Annotated in this window: 24 protein-coding genes, 2 pseudogenes and 1 riboswitch; of the genes and pseudogenes, 8 read left to right on the top strand and 18 right to left on the bottom strand. The window is 41.2% G+C overall.

Annotated elements, in window-relative coordinates:
- Positions 1-11 precede the first annotated feature (11 nt).
- The 6 genes from OKX56_RS02050 (at position 12) to OKX56_RS02025 (ending at position 5,449) form a co-directional block, all read left to right on the top strand.
- Entirely contained in the window at positions 12-1,781 is a 1,770-nt protein-coding gene (locus tag OKX56_RS02050) for a recombinase family protein (protein ID WP_287895451.1), read from the top strand.
- Entirely contained in the window at positions 1,769-3,346 is a 1,578-nt protein-coding gene (locus tag OKX56_RS02045) for a recombinase family protein (RefSeq protein WP_287895450.1), read from the top strand. Before OKX56_RS02050 ends, OKX56_RS02045 begins: the two co-directional genes overlap by 13 nt.
- 220 nt (positions 3,347-3,566) lie before the next feature.
- On the top strand, positions 3,567-3,911 hold the full coding sequence (locus tag OKX56_RS02040; protein ID WP_287895449.1) for a helix-turn-helix domain-containing protein: 345 nt from the start codon (positions 3,567-3,569) through the stop codon (positions 3,909-3,911).
- Positions 3,908-4,666: an ImmA/IrrE family metallo-endopeptidase gene (locus tag OKX56_RS02035; protein WP_287895448.1), complete on the top strand. Its 759-nt coding sequence runs from the start codon at positions 3,908-3,910 to the stop codon at positions 4,664-4,666. The genes OKX56_RS02040 and OKX56_RS02035 overlap by 4 nt, the downstream gene beginning before the upstream one ends.
- Positions 4,653-5,201 carry a PIN domain-containing protein gene (locus OKX56_RS02030; RefSeq protein WP_287895447.1) on the top strand — a complete coding sequence of 183 codons (549 nt, stop codon included), beginning with the start codon at positions 4,653-4,655 and terminating at the stop codon, positions 5,199-5,201. Before OKX56_RS02035 ends, OKX56_RS02030 begins: the two co-directional genes overlap by 14 nt.
- 14 nt (positions 5,202-5,215) lie before the next feature.
- A complete protein-coding gene (locus OKX56_RS02025; RefSeq protein WP_287895446.1) occupies positions 5,216-5,449 on the top strand; it encodes a DUF2188 domain-containing protein in 234 nt (77 codons plus the stop codon).
- A 200-nt stretch (positions 5,450-5,649) separates the two neighbouring features.
- On the opposite strand, the gene OKX56_RS02020 is transcribed toward OKX56_RS02025, so the two are convergent.
- The 17 genes and pseudogenes from OKX56_RS02020 to OKX56_RS01940 form a co-directional block, all read right to left on the bottom strand.
- The gene (locus OKX56_RS02020; RefSeq protein ID WP_287895445.1) at positions 5,650-6,279 is read right to left on the bottom strand and encodes a hypothetical protein; all 630 of its coding nucleotides are present in this window, start codon (positions 6,277-6,279) and stop codon (positions 5,650-5,652) included.
- 282 nt (positions 6,280-6,561) lie between these two features.
- Positions 6,562-7,155 (bottom strand): annotated as a pseudogene (locus OKX56_RS02015) (type I restriction-modification system subunit M N-terminal domain-containing protein); the annotation flags it as partial.
- A 22-nt stretch (positions 7,156-7,177) separates the two neighbouring features.
- A complete protein-coding gene (locus OKX56_RS02010) occupies positions 7,178-7,696 on the bottom strand; it encodes an AAA family ATPase (protein WP_287895444.1) in 519 nt (172 codons plus the stop codon).
- A 69-nt stretch (positions 7,697-7,765) separates the two neighbouring features.
- Entirely contained in the window at positions 7,766-7,954 is a 189-nt protein-coding gene (locus tag OKX56_RS02005; protein WP_353737750.1) for a helix-turn-helix domain-containing protein, read from the bottom strand.
- Between the two features lie 543 nt (positions 7,955-8,497).
- The gene (locus OKX56_RS02000) at positions 8,498-9,214 is read right to left on the bottom strand and encodes a TatD family hydrolase (RefSeq protein WP_287895442.1); all 717 of its coding nucleotides are present in this window, start codon (positions 9,212-9,214) and stop codon (positions 8,498-8,500) included.
- Positions 9,198-10,649 (bottom strand): Qat anti-phage system QueC-like protein QatC, encoded by a 1,452-nt coding sequence (gene qatC / locus OKX56_RS01995; protein WP_287895441.1) that lies wholly within the window; start codon positions 10,647-10,649, stop codon positions 9,198-9,200. Before qatC ends, OKX56_RS02000 begins: the two co-directional genes overlap by 17 nt.
- On the bottom strand, positions 10,633-11,337 hold the full coding sequence (locus OKX56_RS01990; RefSeq protein WP_021315318.1) for a Qat anti-phage system associated protein QatB: 705 nt from the start codon (positions 11,335-11,337) through the stop codon (positions 10,633-10,635). Before OKX56_RS01990 ends, qatC begins: the two co-directional genes overlap by 17 nt.
- 10 nt (positions 11,338-11,347) lie before the next feature.
- The gene (locus OKX56_RS01985) at positions 11,348-13,249 is read right to left on the bottom strand and encodes a KAP family P-loop NTPase fold protein (RefSeq protein ID WP_287895440.1); all 1,902 of its coding nucleotides are present in this window, start codon (positions 13,247-13,249) and stop codon (positions 11,348-11,350) included.
- Positions 13,250-13,545: 296 nt separating this feature from the next.
- The gene (locus OKX56_RS01980) at positions 13,546-15,207 is read right to left on the bottom strand and encodes a recombinase family protein (RefSeq protein ID WP_287895438.1); all 1,662 of its coding nucleotides are present in this window, start codon (positions 15,205-15,207) and stop codon (positions 13,546-13,548) included.
- Positions 15,155-16,135: a recombinase family protein gene (locus OKX56_RS01975; protein ID WP_287895437.1), complete on the bottom strand. Its 981-nt coding sequence runs from the start codon at positions 16,133-16,135 to the stop codon at positions 15,155-15,157. The genes OKX56_RS01980 and OKX56_RS01975 overlap by 53 nt, the downstream gene beginning before the upstream one ends.
- Positions 16,136-17,734 carry a recombinase family protein gene (locus OKX56_RS01970; protein ID WP_287895436.1) on the bottom strand — a complete coding sequence of 533 codons (1,599 nt, stop codon included), beginning with the start codon at positions 17,732-17,734 and terminating at the stop codon, positions 16,136-16,138. It abuts the gene before it with no gap.
- Positions 17,735-17,818: 84 nt separating this feature from the next.
- Positions 17,819-17,980 (bottom strand): SHOCT domain-containing protein, encoded by a 162-nt coding sequence (locus tag OKX56_RS01965; protein WP_287895435.1) that lies wholly within the window; start codon positions 17,978-17,980, stop codon positions 17,819-17,821.
- A gap of 14 nt (positions 17,981-17,994) precedes the next feature.
- Positions 17,995-18,378, bottom strand: coding sequence for a recombinase family protein (locus tag OKX56_RS01960; protein ID WP_287895434.1), 384 nt, complete (start codon positions 18,376-18,378; stop codon positions 17,995-17,997).
- 536 nt (positions 18,379-18,914) lie between these two features.
- Positions 18,915-19,331, bottom strand: coding sequence for a sigma-70 RNA polymerase sigma factor region 4 domain-containing protein (locus tag OKX56_RS01955; RefSeq protein WP_287895433.1), 417 nt, complete (start codon positions 19,329-19,331; stop codon positions 18,915-18,917).
- A 1,089-nt stretch (positions 19,332-20,420) separates the two neighbouring features.
- Positions 20,421-20,510, bottom strand: a riboswitch (cyclic di-GMP riboswitch).
- A 1,544-nt stretch (positions 20,511-22,054) separates the two neighbouring features.
- Positions 22,055-22,369, bottom strand: a complete 315-nt coding sequence (locus OKX56_RS01950) for a DUF6951 family protein (protein WP_021315253.1) — start codon at positions 22,367-22,369, stop codon at positions 22,055-22,057.
- A gap of 241 nt (positions 22,370-22,610) precedes the next feature.
- Positions 22,611-22,883 (bottom strand): HPP family protein, encoded by a 273-nt coding sequence (locus OKX56_RS01945; RefSeq protein ID WP_242831439.1) that lies wholly within the window; start codon positions 22,881-22,883, stop codon positions 22,611-22,613.
- A gap of 110 nt (positions 22,884-22,993) precedes the next feature.
- Complete coding sequence (locus OKX56_RS01940; RefSeq protein WP_021315240.1) at positions 22,994-23,131, bottom strand: hypothetical protein; 138 nt, start codon at positions 23,129-23,131, stop codon at positions 22,994-22,996.
- Between the two features lie 256 nt (positions 23,132-23,387).
- On the opposite strand from OKX56_RS01940, the gene OKX56_RS15020 reads away from it, so the two are divergent.
- Complete coding sequence (locus tag OKX56_RS15020) at positions 23,388-24,569, top strand: transposase (RefSeq protein WP_242831440.1); 1,182 nt, start codon at positions 23,388-23,390, stop codon at positions 24,567-24,569.
- A pseudogene (locus tag OKX56_RS01930) lies at positions 24,556-24,861 on the top strand (IS1595 family transposase); the annotation flags it as partial. The gene OKX56_RS15020 and the pseudogene OKX56_RS01930, both read left to right, overlap by 14 nt.
- A gap of 101 nt (positions 24,862-24,962) precedes the next feature.
- Here OKX56_RS01930 and OKX56_RS01925 read toward each other — a convergent pair.
- Entirely contained in the window at positions 24,963-26,162 is a 1,200-nt protein-coding gene (locus OKX56_RS01925) for a cation:proton antiporter (protein WP_021315239.1), read from the bottom strand.
- Positions 26,163-26,285: the final 123 nt, after the last annotated feature.

Genomic DNA, 26,285 nt, shown 5'->3' with positions numbered 1-26,285 from the left:
AGTGATTTCTCTTGAAAACAGTAACGAAAATCGAGCCCGCTGTACCACAGATGCCGGAGCGCAAGAAAGTCGCTGCCTACGCCAGAGTTTCGATGGAAACCGAGCGACTGCAGCATTCACTCTCGGCACAGATCAGCTATTACAGCGAGCTGATACAAAAACACCCCGGTTGGCAATACGCCGGCGTGTACGCAGATAATGGAATCAGCGGAACCACGGCCAGCAAGCGCGATGAGTTTAGGCGCATGGTAGAGGATTGCGAAGCGGGAAAAATCGATATCATCCTTACAAAGTCGATCTCCCGTTTTGCCAGAAATACGGTGGACCTCTTGAAAACCGTCCGCCATCTAAAGAACCTTGGCATTTCCGTCCGTTTTGAGAAGGAACATATTGATTCGCTCTCCGAGGACGGTGAGCTTATGCTTTCACTGCTCGCGTCCTTTGCACAGGAAGAAAGCCGCAGCATTTCGGACAATGTCAAATGGGGTACCATCAAGCGCTTTCAGCAGGGCATTCCCAACGGCCAGATGCGGGTATTCGGCTACGAGTGGGTTGACGGCAAGCTCACCATTATTCCGGAGGAAGCGAAAACCGTCCGGTATATGTACCGGGAATACATGAAAGGCGCATCGCGGATCGAGATAGGCCGGGCGCTCAATGAACAAGGCATCTTCACCCGCCAAGGAAAAGAATGGGTGGATTCCAACGTCAAGGTCGTCCTCACCAATGTCACCTATACTGGGAACATGCTGTTCCAGAAGGAATATGTCTCAGACCCGATTGCCAAGCAGCGCAAGAAGAACCGTGGCGAGCTTCCACAGTATTTTGTTGAGAACACGCATGAAGCCATTATTCCAATGGAAGAATTTCAAGCCGTACAGGCGGAGTTCAAGCGCAGGCGCGACCTTGGACCATTCGGAAACAAATCCCTGCACCTGACGGCGTTTTCCACAAAGGTCACCTGCGGCATCTGTGGCAAGCATTATCGCCGGAGCGGAAAGCGGAATACGGCCGGCGAGGTTTACTACATCTGGACCTGCCAGACAAAAAGCCAGAAAGGTGTTGGTGCCTGCGGCTCCAAGAACATCCCGGAAAAGATGCTCCAGAACGTGGCCGCCAAGGTGATGGGGCTCGCTGATTTTGACGAGTGTGCCTTTACTGAGCAGGTCGAAGAAATCCTTGTTGTTTCCGAGGATACGCTTTGCTTCCGGTTTTACGATGGACGCGAGGTCACAACCACATGGGAATCCACTGCCAAGACGGACTGGTGGACGCCGGAGCGCAGACACCTCTGGGGTGAGCGCCACAAGCGAAAGGATACTAACCCGAATAAGTCCACCTACTACGAATTCACAGGCTTCATCAAGTGCGGCAGCTGCGGTGCAAATTACCGCTGCCAATCCGGTGTCCGCAAGGATGGCACCCGCACACGCTCCTGGTACTGCACCGGGCCGAAAGACACGTGCCGTAATACAGCGATTCGGGACGAGACCATGAAAGCTCTGGTTATTGAGGCGCTTGAACTGCCAGCTTTCGATGAGGCGGTGATGGACGCCCAGATCGAGTACGCCAGCATCCTTGACGGTACCGTAACCTTTCATTTTCGGGATGGGCACAAAGTATCCAAAAACTATGAGGATAAACGGCGCGGAGCTAAATGGTCTGAAGAACGCCGGGTGAAGGTAAGCCAATCGATGAAGAATAGCTGGACCGATGAGCGCCGGGCAGCCATGAGCGAGAGAATGCGCCAGATGAGAGGTGAAAAGAAATGGCCAAAATAGTAACTACCATTCCGGCAACGTTGACACGTTTTACGGCGACACCACTGAACGAGCAGAAAAAGCGACGCACAGCCGCTTACGCTCGTGTCTCCACCGACAGCGACGAGCAGTTCACCAGCTACGAGGCGCAGATCGACTATTACACCAACTATATCAAGAGCCGCGACGATTGGGAGTTCGTCGGCGTTTATACCGATGAGGGCATAACAGGCACGAACACTAAAAAGCGAGAAGGCTTCAAAAGCATGGTCACCGACGCCCTTGACGGTAAGATTGACCTTATCGTCACCAAGTCGGTCAGCCGCTTTGCCCGCAACACGGTCGACAGTCTGACTACCGTCCGCAAGCTCAAGGAAAAAGGCGTAGAGATCTACTTTGAAAAGGAAAACATCTGGACGCTGGACTCCAAGGGCGAGTTGCTGATTACCATCATGAGCTCCCTCGCGCAGGAAGAATCCCGCTCAATCTCCGAGAACTGCGTCTGGGGTCAACGGAAGCGTTTCGCGGATGGAAAGGTCACTGTTCCATTTGGCCATTTTCTCGGCTACGACCGAGGGCCAGATGGAAACCTCGTGCTGAACAAAGCCGAAGCCGCCATTGTAAAGCGCATCTTCAGCATGTTCCTACAAGGCATGACGCCCTTCGGCATTGCCTCCCAACTCACCGCTGATGGCATTCTGACGCCGGGCCACAAGGAAAAGTGGAACGCCGGGACTGTCCGTCACATGCTTGAAAACGAGAAGTACAAAGGTGATGCTCTCCTGCAGAAAAGCTATACCGTGGATTTCCTCACAAAAAAGAAGAAGCGGAACGATGGCGAAATCCCACAGTATTATGTGGAAGGAAACCACGAAGCCATCATCGCGCCTTGCGTTTTTGAGGTGGTCCAGCGTGAACTTGAGCGACGGGGCAAAGGCCGAAATCGGCACAGCGGCGTTCACCTTTTCTCCGGAAAAATTAAGTGCGGTCAGTGCGGAAGTTGGTATGGTTCGAAGGTCTGGCACTCCAACAGCAAATACCGACAGGTCATCTGGCAATGCAATCACAAATTCGATAACGATGAGCGCTGCTCCACACCACATCTTACCGACGATGAGATCAAAGCCTACTTCATGTCGGCAGTCAATAAGCTCCTACCAGAAAAGGGCCGCCTCATCAAAGCCTTCGATGCCATTAAATCGACCGTTTTAGACACCCGCGACCTCGACGCTGAGAAAACAGCGCTGGAACAGGAAATGGTGGTCGTTTCCGAAATGATGCAGCAGAGCATCTACGAAAATGCCCGCGTTGCACTTGACCAGACCGAATACCAGAAACGCTACGACGGCCTGACGGAGCGCTTCGGGAAAGCAAAGGCCCGTCTTGAGGAAGTAACCGCCGTTATAAGCGATAAAGCCACCCGGCAAGCGACAATCGAGGACTTCCTCCGGGAATTGCAGTTACTGGATGGGATGATTACCGAATTTGACCCGATGCTCTGGGTCAGCCTTGTGGATTTCGCCACGGTCTACAGCAAGGACGATGTGCGGGTAACTTTTAAGGATGGGACCGAGATACAACCATAGGGCCAGTAGTATTTTACCAAATAACGTCGTGGTACTTCCCATTAATCGTCTTTCAACTCGCAGCACAAAATAGAATATTGTCATTGTTAAAGATGTTCCAGCAATGTAGCAGCAAATTAAAATGGGCTCAAGAATGAGCTGTCATAAAATTTTATAATCAAACCGTTGATTTTATGACACGCCTGGCATATAATAATAACAAGAAAGGAGATTGAATAACATGATGAATAATAAAGCCATTGGAGAGAATCTCCGGGTACTAAGGGATGGCGCTGGGTATAACCAACTAAGCATCGCCACCTTTTTGGGGGTAGACCAAAGCCTAATTAGTAAAATTGAAAAAGGAGAACGCAGCATATCTACAGACATGCTGGATAAACTTGCGTCACTTTTTGGTATTACAACATCAGATATTGTGAATGATGTTGTCGTAGCAAGACCGCTGTCTTGCGCTTTCAGATGCAACGAATTGTCTTCCAACGATATGGAGGCTATTAGCGCTATTAATAAAATTGCGCTTAACTCTGAATTCATGAACAGCCTACTGGAGGGGAATAAAGCGTGATTGATAAAGCGGATTTGATGACTAAAGCAATTCAGCTTAGAAAAGAATTAGGTGAAGACAGCAATTCCCCCGTAGACATTTTTTCTCTGGTGCTAAACATCGAGAGACTCACACTGGTTTATTATCCTATGGGGGACAATTTAAGTGGTATGTGCATCAAGGGAAAGAGCGGAGACTGCGTGATTGCAATTAATTCTGCGATGTCCCTTGGCCGCCAGCGCTTTTCTTTGGCACATGAGTTTTATCATCTGCGCTATGATGACAATATGTTATCTGTTTGCGGAAAGAAAATCGGTGATGGAAAGGATATCGAAAAAGAAGCCGACATGTTCGCTTCCTATTTTCTGATACCTGCCGCTGAATTGGAATGCAAATCCGCGCAACTAGCCGCTAAACACGAAGATGGGAAACTCTCGCTGGATGATATAATCAGGCTTGAGCAGTATTTTGGTGCAAGCCATCAGGCGATGGTAATTCGCCTGAAAGAAAGCACCTATATGAACCGAGCTCGGGTTGAAGATTACCTAATGAGTAGTGTCCGCAATAGAGCTGAAATGATGGGATATAGTTCGGAACTGTATCGGCCGCTTCCTGCAGAAAAACAGTATAAAACTTACGGCCACTACATTAATCAAGCAGACCAATTGTTGAAAAAGGATTTGATATCTAACGGGAAATATGAAGAACTCCTCATGACTGCATTCCGTCCCGATTTAGTTTATGGCGAAGAAGAGGATGGTGATGTCGTTGACTGAGCCTCTTTTCTTCGATACCGACTGCCTGTCGGCATTTCTCTGGGTTGATAATGAAAGCATCCTTGCAAAACTCTATCCTGGAAGAATTATTATTCCGCGTCAAGTTTACAATGAGCTTTCCCATCCGGGACTCAATCATATAAAGGGATTGAAGGCGCAAGTTGATACGCTTGTTATGAGCGGCCAAGCAACTGTGGAATCAATTATCATTGATTCAGCAGCGTATAGTCTTTATTACAAGCTGACGCAAAATCCTGATCCAGGCCATAGGATAATTGGCGACGGCGAAGCTGCAGCAATCTCAATGGCAAAAGAGCGTGAAGGAATACTGGCTAGTAATAATCTAAAAGACATCTCGGACTATGTTCGAGAATATGGTCTGACACACGTTACAACCGGAGCTATCATGAAAGAAGCAATGGCTGCAGGCTTGATAGACGAAGCGCAAGGAAATGCAATTTGGCAAAACATGTTAAATAGAAAGCGACGGCTCGGTTATCAAAGTTTTTCAGATTATCTCAAGGACAACCCCTGAAGGAGGTGTTACAAATGGCAAGAGATGAACATCATGTAGTACATAATCCGAACGGCGGATGGGATGTAAAACGTAATGACTCTCAGCGTGTAAGCGTTCACACAGAAACCAAAGCAGATGCCGTGAAGATGGGTAGACAGATTAGTCACAATCAAGGAACTGAGTTCATAGTTCATGGTATTGACGGAAAAATTCAGAATTCGGACAGTCACGGTAAAGACCCATGCCCGCCCAAAGATACGAAATAAAATCCATTATAGCTCTGCAGGTGCCGGATGGAATGGTCACAGATTTTGATCCGATGCTCTGGGTTAGCCTTGTGGATTTCGCCACGGTCTTCAGCAAGGGCGGTGTCGGATCACATTAAGGACGGCACCGAAATACCGGGCATGAAGCTTTTAAAGTAAAAGACGCCTCTCAACCATTACGGCTGGGAGGCGCCTTTGAGTTATGCGGCAGTTTCAAATATTCTCTTTTGCGTCTTGAGGTACCGCTGGAGGTTGAGAATTGCATTATTCTTTTCCTGATCAGCGCTGCGTTCTTCATCGGTCAATTCTACGGAATTGTCTTTTGCCAGCTTTATCGTATATTCGTATATACGGTTAACGAGGACACCCAATTCCTCCGTTGAAAGCTGGATACTAATTTTCTTATAATCCTTGTGTTTTTTCAATTCTTCCAATGAGCGCATCAGCGCATTGATTTCGTCCACATCGAGTTTTCCCTCTCGAAGCGCATTTATGTACGCCTTCAGGGAAGCCCTGAATTCTGCAACAACCGCAGGTTCATGTGTCTTAATTTTGTAGTAGATTCCGGTCCCTAAAGCAACCGCTCCTGCACCGGCGCCAACAATAATGAGTACTTTCTTATTATTCTTGGCAAAATGTAACGCTTTTGCACCAAGGCCCTGGACCTGTTCTGCTGCAGGCAAATCAATTGGCTTCAGATGCTTTACGATTTGACCCTTTTGCGGTCCCACAGCATAGCGAACAACGCCGCCGATTCGTCTATACTCTCCGGTCAGAATCCTTGTCATGATATCTGTTGGAATATCAAACGCTTCTTGGACTATCGCCATGACGTTTCCCCCTTCAAATTTAGTCTCTATAATAGAACATGTAATTTTTGCGTACCTTTTCTCCCTGATTGCCCATTCCCATTTTTTCAGTTAAGTCAAGAAGGTGAGCTACTCATAATCAACTATCTGCTTCTGCGTCAGTGCCATCCGTATTTCCTCCATATATAAAAACAACCGGGCAGCCCCGGCTTCACTTAGCTTACCCTGCATATGCCCAACTTACCCCGCAAGCGACAAACTGTCAATTGAATAATTAAATTGTATTAATCTCTGCATGATTATATCATAAACCCTGCCGTTATATGGCTTAAGCACTTCAACCAATGTTTTAACAACACATGCTGGCGTATAAAACTCACCTGCTAATTTGCCTTCTTGTTCTGCGAATTTTGAAAGACAATACTCATAAGCACGACCTAAAATGTCTTTTGTATCACCATGCTCAAGCATTGAAATGTTTGTGAACAAGTCGACCACATCACCAAGACGTCGTTTGTCAATCTCAGGACGGGCAAAGTTTTTAGGTAGTACACCTTTAAGTCTTTTATTCTCTCGTTCTATTGATTGCATTGCTTCATCAATTATCTTGCCTATATCAGGAGTGTGTGCGTCAGCTGCAATTGATGACCACCTTGCTGAAGGCGGAACATAGAATACTCCTTTTGCAGCATACTCGTCCATATCCTCTTCAAAGCCCTCTCCCTCAGTCACAAGTTCGTTATACCTTGCCTCGAATTTATCCGATATATATTTCAAGAATATAAGACCTAAGACTATCTGCTTATATTCAGACGCATCCATATTGCCACGCAGTATACATGCTGCATCCCATATTTGTTTTTCAAATCCTACATTTGCAGTATTTTGCTCTGCCATAAATTCATCCTCCAACTCAACTTTATATTTTCGACCACTCATTAATCTCTTTTACCGCATCTTCAATACGACTTTCACTCTTTATACTAGCAAAAGGAACACATAGCAATTCTGCTACTCCCTTTGCATAGGAAAGCTCTTCATTTTGAAACTTTTCAAATGTTACCTCGCTATGCTTAATTCCATCTCGTGTATTAAGCCTTTCCACAACTTTTGAGACATCGTCATATATAACCATAATTGCATTTATTGGTAACTGCTTGAATGTATCCAGCGGCACACGTTCCACCTCGCCCACTGAATTCAATAGGCAAAAATGTCCATCAAGTAGATATTCCTTATCTGATATTTTTCCAACCGCATCCAATAAGTAGTTTTGGTTGCCACCAATATCAGCTATTAACTTATCCGACTTAAACTGCTCCTGCTTTAATTCTGTAATGAGCTTACTTGCAGAATACGCCTTCAATCCTGTTTGTTCAGTTATCTGTTCGCAGAAATATGATTTACCTACACCATGAATGCCTCCAATAATTATCAAGTCCAAACCCTCCAAAATGATTATTATTTCATTATATATCATCGCTTGTCCTAAAAAATGGACTGTTAATTATTCTGCAGCTCCACCTTTATTAACCCACTCGTCAATTTCACTAATCTTGAACTTCCACAGCTTGCCGATTTTTTTTGCAGGCATATTCTTATTTAAAATCCATTTTAAAGCAGTGTCTCTCTTAATGCCTAAATGCTCACATATTTCATTCATTGAAAACCAACGTTCAATATCGTTATCCGACAAATCAATTACCCCCATTCAGACACAAATATTTCCATCGTTTTAATAATATCAGAACACCCTAAACAATTCAATCATTTTAACGATTTATGATTGTTTTTGTGGATTTATAAATAATTATACTTTCATCATCCTATTAAATCAAATGTGAAAGAGTCCATAAATCCAGTAGATATGTTTCCCTGTACGACGACACCCTCAAAACTGTAACTTTTCTTCTAAAAATCAAGTAGACATGTTTCCTCCGACGACACCGAGCCTTAAAACCCTAACTCTATCCCATAGACCTGTTTCCACGCACATACAAAACATCCACAAACAAGCAATTGCCACCGTTCAAATCACTTTTCCAAGTAACTCCCAACGGTGGCAAAACTCTCAAAAGTGCCTATATATCAAGGTTCTCAGTCTCTATTTAGAAGTTACATTTGTGAGCAACACCACACACTCCACATGCCTTGGGGCGATGATTCGGATAATTATTTATCCGAAAATCTTTTTTTAATCTTTGTTCATGCAATAATACCAATTACCAATCAAAACATGTTATTCTGCTAATCTTTTAAAATTATCAGCTATAATTTCTTTCATATTTTCATTCTGTAATAGATGCTCTAGATTTTCATATATCTTGTATAGTAGGTTATAGGTGAACTTCCTGTCATTAATTTTACTGAAAGGCCCATCGCTTTCAACTAACATTCTATTCAAAGGTAAATTAGAAATAATTTTTTTCCCTTTAATGGAGCTAATCATATTATTATTAATTGAAAAATAACATCCCAATTGCAAAAACTGCTCTAAGCAAAACTGATCTCCGCTATACCAATGCAATATAACCTTTTTGTTTTTATGGGTGGTTAGGATTTCTACTAATTCTATTTCAGCTTTTTTACAGTGTACTGTCATTATCTTGTTTTCTGCATGCTCACAAATAAAATTGAAAATTTCAATTTGCTGCTTTTTTTCATTAATATATCTACTCGAAAAATCCAATCCTACTTCCCCGACATATTTTGTTCGATCTAAATTACTTAAAAAGGATTGCTGATTAAATTTCACTTCATTAATTAGTTGTGGATTATAACCAATAGCAAATTTAACATATTTCGTAGTTGGATATAAATCCATGCACGATTCAAATACCTCTGGCTGATTAGTAACACAAAGTGTGTATTGTTGTATTTCATTAATTTTCTTATAGACATTTGGATGGTCGGAATAGTGGTCTAAATGAAAATGAGTGTCAATCAGTTTTCCCATTTTCAACCTCTATTCCAACATAGTTTAATAATTCCAAGTCATTTTTTTGAGCTTGTGATATTATCATATTTTTAAGTTCTTCCATCGATTTAATATATACTTGATTGAATTGCTTAATGTCGTCTATGCTTAAGCCACCCAGTTTGATCATTTCCTTCATAAAAAAGTCGTTATTACTATTTTGTAAATATCTACGTAGTGCTACCAGTATCGCCTTTAAATCTTTAGCTCTACCGGAGTCTGAACTGTAGTATTTCTTTATGAATGCAGTACTGAGTTTATAATTGCTATTATAAGAATCTAGATAACTATCGGTACAGTATCCCACTTTATGAAGAGAGGCTCTGCGTATCAAACAAGGGAAACAGTAACCACAGTTGATTGGTACTGGAGCACCATCAATTCTTCCTTGAGTTGGGTGAGAACATGAAATAGTCCTTCCTGCACCTTCCAAAAAGGGTTTTGTATCCTTAATTTCTTCTACAATTTCTCCTTTAGTTTTATATGCGTAGAAATTCTCTATCTTATGTGGTATCCCAAGCCCATGTAATACATCATTCAATAGGTGTACTAAAAAAATATGGGTGGTTCTAGTGCTACAGCTACCTAATCTGCTCTGTGTCAACGGTATATTCAATCCAATAAATCCGTTTTCAGGAATATACATAGGAACATTGTTTCCTATTAATGACGCCGTTGCAATAGCTCCAGCTATAAAAAGTAACGATCTGCTACGACTAGTATTTTCAGTGAATCTACTTTTAAAATCATCATCAATATTATCAGGTACTTTAGGATTAGTGGAAAACACAATAATATCTGAATTTACATTATTATATGTTTGTTTTACTAATTGATAAAGTTCCAATATACGATTGTTCAATTGATTGTATTCCATACAACCAACAAAACAAATATTTTTACCATCTTGTAATAATTTAATGGCTCCTGAAAACGAGTCGAGTCCACCTGAAAATAAGCAGACACCATCAAACTTGGCATTTATCAGATGATATTTTTTTCTATATTCAAGATCTCGATATCGTTCTTCTGTTTCCCTAAAAGTAAGCGTCCAGATATCACCGCTCAGAAAATTTAGAGCTTTTTCCAATTTTCCTTTTACTGATAGCCATCGATGAAGATTTAAGACGGGAACGCATAGTTCTAATTTTCGTGTCCAGTTATCTTTAGTCTCAGACCCTGTGATACTACTACTTCGAGGGACCCTTTTATCTGTAGCATAAACACTTGCGGCAAACACCAAAAAATCTTCATATATTGATTCAACATTTTGTTTGGAAAATCGTCTCCATATTTCTTCAAAGTTTGTCTTAAGGTTGGACTTAGGGTTTTCATCTAACATATTAAAGACTAACGCATTTGAGAAATCACTTGAAGGAACAGAATAAGTCGTCTTATTAATCCATATCTTCATTATAATCCCCCTCAATTAGTCTTAGAGAATTGAAGCAATCTTTACAGATGGATTGAATATAATCTTGTCCTTCTTTACTCAAATAATCAATCTCTAACGCATTATTTATTTCAATATCTGTCACTATTCTATTTTCAATAATGGAACTTACATCATCGATAATTCGATCATAGTCACTAGCCATTTTCTGATTTGATAATATTTTTTCTGAAAAACACACTTCAAAACTTTTAATTGCAAAATCGATAATAAAAGTTATTAAAAAAACTTCACTTGTTATATTAGCAAAATCATCAAAGGTATTAATCTCTAATCCTTCAAGTGTTTCTGATAAGCTATTTCTAATTATTTGTCCATCTATTGATGAAAAATCTCTTGCAAAATAGTCAATGATCCCTTTGTAAAGTTCTACACCTTTTTTATCCAGAAGACTATCAAGCCCCAACTTTGTAGCTGTTTCCTGTAATCCATGGGTGGCGATCGAATGTAAGAAATTTATTACCCCACCGGCAACTGCACTCACATTACTATTAGACAGATGTGTTCCTGTATATGCCTCAGCAAATTTAGATATTGCTTTTTTAGCATTATCGCTACTATATGTACCACTCGACATTCTGGTTACCGCGCCCTTAGCTTGTTTCCATTCAGAATTCTTAGGTGGAATATATCCTTTAGAAGTTCCCATAAAATTCACCTCACGGTTTTCTTTGTGTTGAATTAGATGCAGCAGCATTATCCTGTTGACAAATAATTTCCATTAAGTCAGGATTAATATTTTTTTCTTGTAAGGTTTTAATAACATCTTGAAACTCATCGGGTTCTTTTCGGTACATTCCATTTAATATGGTAGCTGTTACAATTGTTAAATCTTTATTTTTAATTTTTTTAACCAAATCCTTAATATCTGCTCTATATTCTGGATAATGGAAATATATACTCTGCATTTTTTCAAGCATTTTAATGTCATCTCTGGATCGTTCAAGTAAAGCATCAAGTATTTTTGTAAATCTAATATGAGAGTTATCTTTTAGCTCTTTAATGTTCTTATTAAATAGTGCCAATTTCTTTGCTCTTAGAATTTCAGTAAATATTTTCATTTCCTCTTTGGAAAGAGAGTCTGACACACTAAAATTAATACTTAGAGATTCTCTAGTTAAATAGAAATATCGTGACAAATCTTTCTCATAAAGATTTTGAGGATCAGATTTCAACCATCTCAAAACCCTTTCGTCGCCCCATTTCCTAAATTCCTCTGGTAATTCTTCGTCACGTATAACAATCTCGGTCAACTGTTTCAATTCACTGATATTCTCTTGTGATTTATTGGCTAAAGACCATCTGTATAAATCTTTAAATAACTTTTCATCAATATACTCTAGTGACATTAGTTTCGCCAAAATTGAATAATTGAATTCTGGGTCTTTCTTATAGTATATCTTTGCTAAACTCTTCCTAATTAAAAAAGTATTCAAAAATCGTTTAGCTTGTCTCGGATTCCCTTTCAAAGTACAAGCCATCACATCGCTTGCTATTGATATTGTTTGAAACATATTTATAAAGCCTATTAAATCGTTACTTCTAAACTGATTTTCAGTAAAAGTTCCTAATGCTTTTTTTAAATATTCAAGATCTACTTTTGCACCACTTAAAAACAGATTATCTTTACTCAGTTTGTCAAGGAATCTATTTAGCACATCCTCTATCATGAATAGCTCACAGATTAATAACAATAAATAGTTTTTCAAATCTAACTCTGATAATTCTGGAATGTATATTGGCAACTGAATGATTTTTTCAATATAGTTATCAGAGAATCTGATTGTATCTTCATTTATTTTAGGGTACTTCTTTTCAACAGCATATTTTATTACTTGCGTATCAACTGCAATAATATAAGTTGTTTTCGGAACTGATAAAAATAACTTTATAGCCTCTAAGGTTTCAATTACTCTTTCAGGTGTGCATCTATCTAAATCATCAATCATAACTACCAAGTTGCCAATTTTTGATTTATCAAGTAAATCCTGAAATTCTTTTCGAAATAGCCTAATGTTTTCTACCATTGTATCTTTTGTATCTTTTGGATCTTGCTCTTTTTCTTTCCATACCTTTTTTAAATCTTCCAATATAACAGCTCTTTTTTCTTCAGTCATATATTGCGCTGCAGTTATTGCCGCCACTGCTGGATTCATCGCACCCATGAGGAATGGTGTACCGTGTTTAAGAACAGTAGCTCCAAGTCTTATAAAGTCGATTCTTTTAACTAAAGATTTAATGTCCTCTTTTAATCCTTCAAAAGCAGGCTGATTATCTTCTAGCGTTCTGAGCAAGCTTTCCATAATCGCACTCTTGGCGTCATCATATCCTTCAAACATCCATGAATTTAGGGAGATACAAACGATTTTCTTTTTGCTGGGGTCTAGTTTGTTAATTTTATTTTCAACCAGTTTTAACAATGTGGATTTACCAACACCCCAACTGCCAAATAATCCTACAGTCAGTGGATTCATTCTATCATTGGCTGTTATATTTGTGACCAGTTCTGCAAAAGGGTTATATGCTAATAAATCAATTTTAGATTCTCTATCAATCCACATACAGTTATCTCCTTTTTATAGTGCTTATATTTTTGTAACAAACTACATGTTATTAACTTTGCATGATAGACATAATTATATCATAGATTCTGGTAAAACTTGTTGAAAGTCTTTTACTTGACTAATTTTTCAGAATGCCATTAGTGCTTTCTTCGGCGAGCTATACCCTCATATGTATCAAAGTAAATCTAGTCATTCCTACTCTGTGGAGTATGCACATACCTGAAGTTCTTTCCCTTATTCTGCTTCCGATTCAGGGGATGGTGCGATTGTTTTTTATGGCTGTATCCGCTATTTCATGAAGCCCGACCATCCTGGTGCTTTTCTCTCACTTCCACAGCCTGTTCCATTTCGAGGCCGGATTTAAAAGTGATGACAATCTTTCCTTTGGATAGGATCTTGACGCTTTGTATCAGCCGTCTGACCAGATCGTTATCGAATTCAGTCATGGCACAGTTCATATCACCGAGAAATTTTTTCATTTCGTTGACCCTGTGGCGGGATGTATCGCAGAGGGCCTGTTGCTCCGTATACTCATTTTTCTCCTTGAGTATTTGCTTGCGCTCTGCAGCGATTTTTTCATATGCCTCATCAAAGTCTATATTGTTGACTCTGCTTTTTACATTTTTCTCTACCAAAGCCAGCATTTCTGTTTTCAGTTCATCCAGCCGTTTGTCCATAGCCAGGATATCAATGACCTTGGCATGCTTGCCCATGATCATTTGGAGATTGAAAGCGAGGGTGCCCATAAAATCTTCTTTGTCGCCAATCAGCAGGTTGATGGCCTTCATAATGGCACCTTGCAAGAGCGGCTCATCGATGGTTGGTGAATGCTTGCAGTATTTTTTCCCGTACTCCTGCCTGTTGTAGCAGCGCCATACGATTCTTTTTTCCGTGTAGTTCGTCCAGGTTGCCCGTCTATATGGTTTGCCGCATTCTCCGCACAGGACGAGGTCTGAGAGGGCATATTTCGAGCTGTATTTTCCATTGTCTGTTTTGGCACGTTTATCCGTGGATTTTCTGATGTTGGCCCGACGAGCCCTTTCTTCCTGCACGCGATTCCATAATTCCTTGGAGATGATCCCTTCGTGGCTTCCTTCTACATAGTATTGGGGCACAATTCCTCTGTTTTTGACTCTTGTCTTATTAATAAAATCTGTGGTAAAGCTTTTTTGCAGCAGGGCATCTCCCATATATTTTTCATTGGAAATCATACCTGATATGGTGCTGGTATACCATTTGTCCTTGCCTGTAGCTGTTTTAAGGCTATTTTCCTCCAGGTGATTCTTGATCTTCGCAAAGCTGCAACCTTCTAAGTAAAGCCTGAATATCAATCTTACTGTTTCAGCTTCTTCCGGTACGATGACAAGCTCCCCTTCAGGGTTTTTAGTGTAGCCCAGGAATTGCGTGTGGTTCAGGTATACCTGCCCTCTTTCGAACCGGCGGACAACACCCCATCTTGTATTGGTGCTTAAAGATCGGCTTTCTTCCTGTGCCAGACTGCCCAGGATGGTAATTAGAAGCTCGCCAGCACCATCTAGAGTGTTGATGTTTTCTTTCTCAAAAAATACGGCGATGTTCTTCTCTTTAAGCTGTCGGATGTAGGTAATGCAGTCTACGGTATTGCGGGCAAATCGGCTGACGGATTTGGTCAGCACCATGTCGATCTTACCTGCCAGGCAATCTTCTATCATTCGGTTAAACTCTGTTCGCTTTTTAGTGTTGGTTCCGCTGATGCCTTCGTCCGCATAGATGCCTGCGAACTTCCATTTTGGATTTGACTGTATTTCTCTTGTATAATGCTCGACCTGCATTTGATAGCTGGACTGCTGTTCTTCCAGTTCTGTACTGACACGGCAGTATGACGCTACTCTCAATTTCTTTTCCTTTGCCTTTTCCTTAAAATCATAAATCGGATCGGCAGGGATCACCGATACTGTTCTTGCCGCTCTTGCCATGATCGATTCCTCCTTTTCCACGTAATGTGTAGGTAGTATTTAGCGTTACGCCATTGATCAGCTCGAATCGTAGCTGGCCAGTCTTTTCTACCGTAATGCTCTTGATGGTAGCCTTGAACAAATCCTCATCAAATGCTGTGATGGGCTTGCGAGTTTGAAATATTGCTTGCAGCTTCCTAGTCTGGTACTCAAAGTCATCTATCTTTGAGAGCCGATATTGCTCTGCAGCTTTTTTGAATAATAGCTCTGCCAGTTCCACTGAGTTCGAGTCACTTTCATGTAATGCTCTGGTGATTTTCAGGGTAAGTTTTTTTAATTCCGTACTCTCCTGTATTGCCTCGACTGTGGGGTGAGTCTCTATCACATCCGGTTTTTTAAGCACCCGGTTGAAGATCTCTATAAAGGCAGCTTCCAGCTGATGGTCATCTACCACGCCGCTTTTGCAGCAGACCCTGTTGTCAACAATGTAGCGCTTGCATTTCCAGTTGCATTTTTTATTTCTATCATGGTGCTCGGTGTAGCGCCGGAACACGCTTCCACATTCGCCGCAGACTACCTTGCCACTGAAAGGGTAAGTGCTGGTGATGCCGTTGGCATAGTAATTGGTATTTCTGTTCAGTTGAGCATTCTTTTCTTCTCTGCATACTTTTACGTTATTAAATACTTCCTCTGTAACTATGGCAGGGTAGAAATCATTGCCGATATATTTGCAGTTGCTTAAGATTTTCCCGATGGAGCCGTGATTCCAGGTGGGTTTTCCGTTGGCATTCGGAATTCCCTGTTGAGTCAGGTCTTTGGCCATCTGCAGAAGGGATACTCCTGCGATATAATCGTTGAACATTTTTTGGACCAGGTCTGCCTTTTTAGGTAGAATAGTTACGGTTCCGTTGATGATTTTATAGCCGAAGGGCATATGCCTTTGCGCCATTTAGCTCACTTCCTCTCCAATCATCTCTGTAAGCTCCAGTCCGTTTATTAGATGAAAGGAAAGTGTTACTTTTGAGTTCACGAATATCTTTTCTACTATTAAAGAGAAGATTGTTTCATCGAATCTCTCCGTCAGGTCCTCCTGGTTCTTGAGTATGGCAATCAGCTCATCGGTCCTGGTGATTCGCTCGTCAAAATCGGTATAATCAAGGAGAGCACCGCGCTGTGCTTTTAATTCCGCAAGTTCTTTTACGATGAGACTGTTTTGCTCTATAAAAAGAACAGAGTCAAGATATCCTTTCGACCTCAGTCTACTCAGTACATGACTCTGTTCCGTTAGTTCCGATATTCTGCTGTTAAGTTTTTTTATCTGAGATTCATATCCTTGACTGTAATGGAGCTTTTTCAAATCCTCTGCTAAGGGGATTAGTATTGGATCGCAGTTGCTTTTCAGCTTATTGTAAAGAATGATGAATGCTGCTTTGATGTAATCCTCTTTGATGGCTGTCATACTGCACGCTGTTCGCTTGTGGATATGCTTGCTGCAGCACCACTGTTCCGTATGGTAGGGCATCCCTTTGAATAGTTTCTGTCTTTTAAAAGTGGTTCCACATTCACCGCATATAATTTTACCAGTAAACGGGTATCGGTTATTGTACTTTCCGGTATCGGCAACCATCATTTTTTCTGTTCTTCGCCAGTCCATGATTTCCCTGACAAGCTGGGCTTCTTCTCTTGAAATGATGGGTTCATGGCTGTCCTGTATAAAATACTTTTGTTTTTGACCTTTATTCTTTTTCCTGATAAAAGGCACCGTATCGGTGGTAAAGGTCTTTTGCATCAGCATATCGCCGACATATTTTTCATTGGTCAAGATTTCCCCAACTACATTTTCTCCCCACGCTTCTGCACCTTTTCTTGTAGGAACACCTTCCTGTGTCAGCTCCCTGGCGATGATATATGAGCCTTTACCGTTTAAGTAGTCATGGTATATCCTGCGGACGATAACGGCTTCCGCTTCATCGATGATGATTTTACCCTCGGCACCCTTGGTGTATCCATAGGGAAGGCAAGAGGGATTCCATTCCCCTGTTTCGAATTTTTTCTGTATCGCCCATCTGTTGTTTTTGGAGATGGAGATGGATTCTTCCTGAGCGACGGAGCCAAGTATGGTGAGGATCAACTCGCTATCCACCGTCATGGTGTTGATATTTTCCTTTTCGAAATAGATGGCAATTCCAAGCTCTTTCAGCTTTCTGACAGCTTCAATGCAGTCCTTGGTATTCCTCGCAAATCTGGAGATGGATTTGGTGATAACCATATCCACCTTTTTGGCTTCACAGTCTTTCATCAGCCTCAGAAACTCGTCACGCTTTTCTTTGCTGGTGCCGCTGATACCCTCATCAGCGTAGATGCCCGCAAACGTCCAAGTGTCGTTGACTTCGATCAGATCGGTGTAGTACTCTACCTGTGTCGAAAAGGACTGTTGCTGCTCATCGTGATCTGAGCTGACACGGCAGTATGCGCATACACGTAGTTTGAGGATCTTTTTTTTCTCTGTTTTTGGGCTGATTGGGTTGATCATGGTTACCTTGGGCATACGCATCCTCCTCTCTTTTTTTCAGAACCTGATGTCCTGTTAGCAACACACAATACTACACAAAAACCACTATATCAAGTGTTTTTACATATATACCTCTACTAATTGTGGGGCGTACAAACGCTGATTTATTTGGTCCACTTCCTTAAATTCTGAAAGAGTAATGAGACCCTTTTTAAGCATGGATTTCAGCAGGGAAAGCGCCATTTTATATTTAACTTCATTGGCTACTTGAGCTTGTGACATTGCTTTATCCTCCTTTACATCTGCATTGTGTCTATAATATGGTCAATCGCTTCATTTGGGGCTGTGATTTTAATGGTGCCCTCCGTGACAGAGACTGCCTCCACACTCCATCGGTTAAGCTGCGCAATGTATGCCAGGGTCGGAAGTATATCTCGCCCAAGGCAAGAAACATTTTTAATTAAAACGGCATCCATTTGTCCGGAAGCGGCTGCTGCAGAAACCTCTTTTATCCCTTCCCGGTCAATGAACCGCCCGCTTTCGGTATCATGAGATTCTCCCACTACCATATAACCAAGGCTTTTTGCATGGTGTAACAGTTCATTTCTTTGGGCTTCCATCAATTCAGGATCGCCGTTAGCTACCCGGCAGTAAATCCAGACTCTTTTCTCATCTCCCATAATCTCGTGCCTCCTTAAATTTGGGGCTTTAATATCACAAGGATGCAGCGGACTTTGAGTTCCGCTGCACAGTTTCTGATATCAAAGAGGTCACGCTTATTCTTCATTTTCAGCCTGTGCTTTATTTGACACTACTTCCCAAGCACCGGGGCAACAGCTCAAACTACCTGTAGTTAGCAGGTATCACAGGAATTCTACCTCCCCGAGAACCTCCGGGCTGCACTCTGGGACTTAACCTCGACTATGCAGGAGTATCATTGTAGGCTGTTCAGGTCCTGGCGAAGCAATCCACCACAGATTGTTTTATGGTCAAACATGTCTCGCTCATAGCCTTTGATGCGATCGGTTTTACGGGCAATTTGTCCGCAGGCTGTTCTGGCGTGTTTACCAAGGTCGCTTTCCGTTTTAGCAGCTGAACAGTTAACGTATTTGAGCTGTCGGGTATGGACGGCTTGCGCCAACATTTTTCAAAGAGCAGTGAGGGATAAAAAAAGCCCCTCACTTCTATAGGGAAAAAAGTGAGGGGTTGAGCGGATTTACTTTTCTATAATTTTTTTTAATTTCTGCAGTGCTTTGCGTTTTCTATCGTTGATTGTTTTTTGTGGTATTCCTTTTTCTGCCGATAATTGACGCTCACTCTTACATTTGAAAAACAGTTCATTAATCAGCATCTGATCGCTTTCTTCTAAAAGAGTAAGACACCGCAACATCTTGGCAATCATTTCTTTCAATATGATACTGTCCTCTATGGACTCCTGGGCAGATACAATCAAATATTCCACTTGAATACCCTTTTCATGGCAGGCTTCAAAGGATATATTGTTTGTTACTGCCAGTTCATCAAGATACTTTTCCCTATCTCTGCAGTGGTAGTAAGCCATATAAACTTCTTTACTCACAGCAATCCGTTTCTTTTGAACGAATAACGTGTATTTACGCTGGTTTTCTTCCATGAGCTTGTCCTCCATTTTTAGATTTTTTAATCTGAAAAATGAAGAACAAGCGGAGGAGAACGGCACCCGATTGAATTTCCTAAGAAGGCATAAAGGCCAAGCTTATGGTCGTTTTTCCCCAAAAATTTTCTTATTTTCTCATAGGCACTATGCTTGTTGCAGTTGATGTTTCTGCTCTTGACACCGAGCTTGTCCACTGTATAATTTATGTCCAACCAGAAAGACATAAGGATAATGCCGCACTTGACCTCGTTCCAGGTATTTAATATCTGGAATAAAAGTCCGTTCCTGACACTGACATTGAATTTTGGGTTCTTCAGCTGTTTGTATATAAAATCTAGTTCTTGTTCCGGTCCATAAAAGCATAGCTTTCCACGGTTTCGCTGGTTAAACTGTGAAAATAAGATTTCATCTTTTAACTGGTATCGGTTGCCCTTTAACCAGTTTCTTAATTTATTTTTAAAGATTTTTTTGGAGAAAGAAGAATGTTTAATACATACCAGAAGTCGAAAATAGGATTTTTTTGTCAATGACAAAACCGCAATTTGTTTGTTACAAATTGCGGTTTTACGGTCTGTTTGAGGCATATTGAATTGTGGAAATGTTGAGAGTTGCGTAACATTCTCAGAGGGTAGAACGTAATTTGGATCGGTGAAGCCACCCTCGGCATGGATATCCTTACACCACTGTACTTCAGCTATTTTAACCTTTTAATTTTTAATAAAGTTACATTTTTCATTTGTCAGCACCTCTCCTACTTAAAATGAAAAACAAAAATCTTAATAATGACATCATCCATATTTCGGTAATATTTTGTCGAAATGCGACCGTATCCATGTTGTTCTCACGTTTCAATTATTCCTTAAATGAAGCGAGGGCTCGGTTGCTATATGCCGTATATGTAATTTTTGCACACAAGGTCGGCATCTTGCCTCCGGCTTCCTTCTGAGTCCTCATCACCTCTTACCTTTACCTAACAACTGGTGCTAGCAACCATCGTAGTGGACTTTCAGCACTAAAGTCACGAATGCCATGCTCAAAAGACAAAAAAACCTGCCGCTAAGAGGGCAGGTTTAGACACGTAGTCTCTGCGGTAGCCAGGCTATCATAGTGCTGGTAAGCACCTTAGACCCTATGGCTTTGCGTCCCTATCTTTTGACAGGTTTGCCCTTAGCGCTGATAATTCAATTGTTATTTATAACAACACAACAATTATTTGTGTTGAGTGAAACACCGAAGGAATCTTTGATCCATAATCTATAAGGTCCTACTGAATTGTGTCTAAATTGGTCGAGATAGAATGCAGGCGCGCGCATCTTTTTTCAAGACCACGTTTCCTGACGCCTCCCTGCGATCCCGGACAGTCGGATTTTCCGATTCCGGTTCTAACCCCAGGTTTATCCCTTGAGCCTTCTCAAGTAACCCTAGGTTTAAATGTTGGCACCATATTCGCCCATTGGTTATTTGGTTAACTCAAGGGTTATCCTTCATTAAAGAGATACGTTATCAGTTACTGTGTACTGCGTTTCTCTGAGGCCCCCAAGTGTTCAGAGGTCCTTTGCTTCAACAAGGTGCTACCTTTTATCGCTCTTATGACCTCATGCGCCAGTCCTAAATCCTCCCATCCTCCTTCGGTTGTACTTTATAAGGCGGGTCTTTGATGGTTGTTGCCATTCCATCTGGAAATAGGACTTTCCCGTCGATATCTCTGTGAACCCTTCTATTGATGTCAGAACCCATACCCCGGCTGCCTTTGTGATGCATTTACCGTTTCTTCCCACAAAGCTTCGGCCTTCCCCAATTCGGGAATGGGTCAGCGCTAATCAGCATTCCCTTCAACAGATTCTGAAGGGGAACTATATCGGGGCTGCAGTAATTCGTTAATCCTTCTGACCTCAATATTTGCTTGCCACACCGTCTGTTCCGACACTCTATTCTCTGGGTTATATGGGCAGCCGCGGCTTTTTCGTCCGGGCACACCGCAGTTTGTTACCTCCCTACATTTCGGATATGCTAATCACCCGAACCGGCTAATTGGTGATAGGAGACTTTCACTCCATAAGATTTTCAGCCTTGACGGCTGCTCCTGTGGGGATGTACCCCTGCACAATTGAGAAATTGTGATCGAGCATAATCTCTCATAAGGATCACCTCTATTTGTATTTGGGGTATTTATCATTCCGGTAACCTTGGTCTATAATGCAGCAACATCAGCATCTAATAAGAGAAAATTATCTTTTGCCGATGATAGGAATCATATGACAACCTGGACTTAAACAATAACCCAATTTATAACCTGCTGGGTTCATCCTTGCCCTCTGATTCTCCCGGTTTTTGATCCCCGCTTGATTTAAAGCTGCAATTCCACAGCGTCTACTGTGAGACCCTCAGAAACTCTCCTTTAATATAATAGCTTCCTGGGACGCCCCTTCAAAAAAATTCGCACTACAGTTCAAAGGATACCTTTCGTCTAAGAGTATTTGGTTGGGCCCCACTATTTGAACGGGCACTACTGTACAAATATACTCAATTAAATTAGTTGTACCGCATGGACCCGTATCCGTTCGATTACATCACATATTTCCGGTTTGATACTTCCGTCCGAACCTCCTGTACTCAACTCAAATAGATATCTTTCGGGTCCAATTCTCCAATGGTCAACTCAATTAATTCCACCAGCGCTCACCTCATCTTGTAGGGCTCTGAGAATTTGTCATTGTGACTTATTTGCTAATCTTTATCACCGCATCTTTAGGTAAGGCTAAACCACAAGCTACTTCAACACCTTTAATAATCGCCGTAGGAACAGGACAAGCCGCATGTTTACAGTATTTCCTGGCCATTTGAAATACCGGTGAATCTCCAACTTTTGCGAAACACTCCATGAATGCTTTGACTTCTTTAAGTTCATGTTCCAATGGTTTCAGGTTTGGGCATTCGGTCTGAAATTCAATCTGGGCATCCCGCATGTTTTTGGATTCGACTTTCACACTAGTATTAAAACCACAAATTCCTGAAAAAACTTTAACCTCGGCCATTTTATCCACTCCTCGTATAATAATATTTGTTCCTGTACTTGCTGCATTGGGAGAGCTTTGTCTTAAATGTTGAGATAAGCATTCTGATGAATGAGTGAAACATAACTGGACTGGTAGAAGCAATATTAATTCCACCTCTTGGATCAGTCTTTTACAATTATACTTACATAAACGCACATAAATAGAGTTTTCTTTCAAATTTTCATCTCTTCATTAGAATTAATCATTACTAATATGGCATCTAGTACCAATACCATGGATAGTTTCGATTCGGTGATAGGTTATTGACGAATATGCCCACCAAAACCAATAACAGGCTACCTGCAATAATTGGATTTAATATGTAGATCGGGTTAGCCGCATTGAGAATAGCAAACATAGCTGTGGCTCCACCCGGGGGGTGCGTCGTTTTCGTTAACAACATGACCAAGACGGCTAAAGATGTCCCTGAAGTCACCGACCACCAGTGAATTCCCCAAATCTGATAAGTTGTTACCCCGACAATTGCGGACAAGGCGTGACCTAGTATAACGTTGCGCGGTTGCGACAGGGGAGCATCCGGTGCCCCCAAATACCAGAACAGCGGAGGCCCCTAACGGCGTAGCCAACATGGGAATCTCATACTCAAGTGATAATTAAGGCAATTAGGATATCCATAGGGATCAGCGATACAAGCGGTATGGTTCTTTTATGTCCTTTAAATTTAGCAAGATATTTGAGGACTGCCCCTTTTTCTTTGCTCTGATACATTAACTCTTTCAAGTTATCTCCTTCTTTTCTCTCCTTGATTTAAAATAGCAGTATCATTACGAAATTGAGTTAGGATAAATGAATAAGACTTTACTTCATTTACCATATAACTTACAGGAGTTATGCAGTTGATGTGAATATATGGGCAATTCATAACTCCAAAAAAAAATCTAAAAATATCTCGTGAATCTCCAAAAAAGACTTGACTTTTTCGGAAGGCCCCCATAATCGCGAAGGATGGCATTTTGTCATTACTTTGGCGATACGGGTGATATCATTGACAATACTTTGTAAACCGTCTTTCGCGAAAAAAGACCATGGTCAAGGTGCTGGAATTCCGGTACTCAAAACAATCTGGGATTTGTTTGATCTGTCTCTCCTATTTTTCCAATCCGGAATACGCAATCATTCTGGGACTCCTGCGTGGCTTCTGGCTTTTGCCTACATCTGCGGCCTAATTAATCATGTAGATTCGGCAAATCAAAATGCTAAGTTTTCAACCAAGGTACCCTTTTTACGACAACTACTTTCTGGCGAGATCATCTCCCAAAGTGCCTTTAGCCGGTTTCTATCCAAGCCTTTTCAATGGCTCTGGTTCTCTTTAGGCAGGCTTGCTAGATTACAGGAAAACTCAGATAGCAGACTGACCGATGGAGATATCATTTTAGATGATACCAAAGTTGAGCATCCTCACGGGAAAAAGATCCCCTTTCTTTGTTGGCTCTTTGACAGTTCGGATAAACGCCATGTATGGTGCATTAATCTTGTGTCGACCCTATCTGTCTTAAAGAATGGCCTTGAATATCCCATGCTGTGGCGCTTTTGGGGCAAAGCCAGTCAGGAGAATGAAAAACAAACCAAACTTGATCTTGCTAAACAAATGCTCTTAGAGGTGCGTCAGGTGAACAATGCCAGACTGTGGATTGCCATGGATCGCTGGTTTCTTTGCAAGAAGTTCCTAAAATGGCTTATGGATGAGAGGTTTGACTGGGTTACCAAAGCAAAACGTAATACGGTGTTATTCAGCAAAATCTACGACCCCGTGCTAGGAAAGGAACATTACGTCAAACTTAATCCGAAGCAATTACTTCGTGAAGTTTATCCCCGGATTAGGGTTCTTGGCAAAGGCTCCGTCCTCAGTATTCCGGACATTTATATCAAAATTCCCTTTGAGACCTTGACCCGAAAGGGAAAACCCATCACTAGGCAACGTTTTTTACCCATAGCCGCCATTGCCGCCACTTATGAGAAGCAGGCTACCGAGGGCAGCGTGATTCTTCTGGAGGAGGAATATCCAGCGACCTTCAAGGATGCGTATCTCCTGATAAGTAACAGAGTCGATGCACCAGAAGAAGCTGCGACTGCCAATGCTAGGAGGTGGAGAATCGAAGTTTTTTACCGTATGGCTAAACAGAATCTTGGATTAACCTCATGTTATGCTCGCGCATGACAAACGCGGTGTTTCGGCAACCTATATTGCTCGCGAATTGGAACTAACTTATTCCACAGCCTGGCTGCTTCTGCAAATAATACGAAAAGCTATGGGAGATCGGGATGCTAACTATCGATTGGCCGGATTAGTTGAACTGGACGATGCCTTCTTTGGGACACCTACTGAAGGAGGTAAGCGTGGCCGCGGCACGGGACAAACACCTGTGCTCGTTGGTGTATCGCTTGATAAACAAGGATTACCGTTATACGTCAAAATGCAGGTAATTCGGAATAGAAAGATAACAACCCTAAAGTGGTAATAATCTGCTTGAAAAGTATTCAACATAGATAAGGACTGTACCAATATTTATTCGGCATTAAATAGATGCCTTCCCTTAAAGAATTATGCTTGTCATTTTGTCTGAGCGTGGAATAAATGATTAAACAAAAGAGGAGAAATAGTGCAGGTAATAATTGCCAGCAAAATAACTGCCCCATTTATTTCATTACTTACAAGCCCTAATCTTACTCCAATAGAACTAGCTGCTATGATTAAGCTTATTCGAGAAGATAGCAGGGCTCCCCCGGCAAGCGTCTCTCTCCATGAAAAATTAAGCTTAAATATTAATGATGGAACAATTTTCACCAGATACGCCGTAATTAACAATGCTGGTAATAAATATATTGATTTTGGATTACGTAATACTGTTTGGACTTCAAAATTTGCACCTACTCGAATAAAGAATATAGAAATAAAAAATCCATATCCAATAGCATCTAATTTATTATAGATTTGCGACGTCCCTCTTTCGTTCAAAGATGAAACTATTACACCCGCTAGAAATGCGCCTAAAATCATTTCCACACCTAAAATTTGGGCTAATGAAATAAAGGCCAAAATTAAAACAAATGCGATCCTAACCTTTATTTGAGAAGTTCCGTCTGCTAATTCGTCTATGATTTTCATCTTCATTATCTTATGTCCAATCTTATAAAAAATATAAAAGGCAAAAAATATGAACGAAATTAATAACATATGCAAGCTGTTATTTGATGAATACCATGAGACAAACAAAGTGATTAAGAACATTGTAGCAAAGTCTGCCACAAGAGCAGAAAATAAAATGGTCTGCCCATATTCAGTTCCTAACAACTTTTTTTCTTTTAAAGTTGGAACAACAACACCTAAGGAAGTTGTACTTAAAATAAGAGTCATAATGACTTTATTTGATACCACTCCAAACAGCCCCATAACATAAACAAGACAAAATCCCAGCATTAAGGTACCTAAGAATAACAACGATGATAGAACCAATGGTGTTCGATACCATTGGTTCTGACAATTGACTTTTTTAATAGAAAGAAATTTTAAGTCTATCTCTAACCCAGACAGAAACATCAAAAAAGCAAAACCAAAATCAGCCAAAAAATCTAACGATATATTACCATGAATCAAATTCAGTCCACTTTTTCCAATTATTATACCAGCTATTATTTCTCCTACTACTATCGGTACAGCCAAAATTTTTATTTTTTTTACTACTAAAGGGACAATTGTCGCAGTAAGAACTATTAATAATAAAGAAGAATAGGAAGTTACTTCATTTGTCATATAAAGTCCCATTCCTTTCGCTGTGCTCAAGGCACAAAAATTTAATGAAAGTTCCCCCTGTGGTATAATTTAATAGGATAAGCAGATACACTACAGAGCACGGGGAGGTGAGTGGTGTAGGGT

Origin of the sequence: Dehalobacter sp. (genome assembly GCF_030063005.1) — a bacterium.
GTDB classification, from domain to species: domain Bacteria; phylum Bacillota; class Desulfitobacteriia; order Desulfitobacteriales; family Syntrophobotulaceae; genus Dehalobacter; species Dehalobacter restrictus.
The sequence above is the reverse complement of the archived record's forward strand: the minus strand, read 5'-3'. Positions and strand labels throughout refer to the sequence as shown.